This window comes from Dietzia natronolimnaea, from assembly GCF_002289575.1.
Taxonomy (GTDB): Bacteria; Actinomycetota; Actinomycetes; order Mycobacteriales; family Mycobacteriaceae; genus Dietzia; species Dietzia natronolimnaea_A.
In genome coordinates this window covers 1-497 of record NZ_NTGA01000066.1, presented here as the reverse complement: position 1 = coordinate 497, position 497 = coordinate 1, and the positions used below count along the sequence as shown (strand labels likewise).

Here is a 497-nt window from a genome sequence, read left to right as displayed (position 1 = left end):
ACACGATCGCGTTCTCCGGCGGCGCCAGGTACAGGCCGCAGATGTCGGTGACTTTGCCGACCAGCTCAGGATCGGTGGAGAACCGGAACGACTCCGAGCGCCACGGCTTGATCCCGTAGGCACGCCACGCCGTGACCACCGTCGAGGCCGAGACCTTCAACCGGGACGCCAGCAGCCGCGACGACCAGTGGGTCACGCCCAGAGACTTCGGCGGCGGCATCAAGGTCGCCGTCACGATCTCCGCGTGATCGATCGTGCGCGGCCGACCAGAACGCTTCTCAGCAGCCAGGCCCCCGATGCCCTTGTCTTCGTACCTGGACCGCCAGAGGTTCACCTTCGGCCGCGACGCCCCGGCCAGCTCCGCGATCTCGGCATTGCGCCGGCCCTCCGAAGCCAGCAGCACGATGCGAGCTCGCTGCACCATGCCTGCCGACATCGACTGTGAGCGCGTCATTCTCTCAAGCTTCTCGCGATCGCCGGGACGCAACATCAATGCC

At 66.8% G+C, this 497-nt stretch carries 1 protein-coding gene; it reads right to left on the bottom strand.

Annotation, left to right across the window (positions count from 1 at the left end; all coding sequences use genetic code 11):
• The coding region (locus tag CEY15_RS17520) for a helix-turn-helix domain-containing protein (RefSeq protein ID WP_245847721.1) at positions 1 to 454 on the bottom strand (454 nt) is incomplete at its 3' end.
• Positions 455 to 497: the final 43 nt, after the last annotated feature.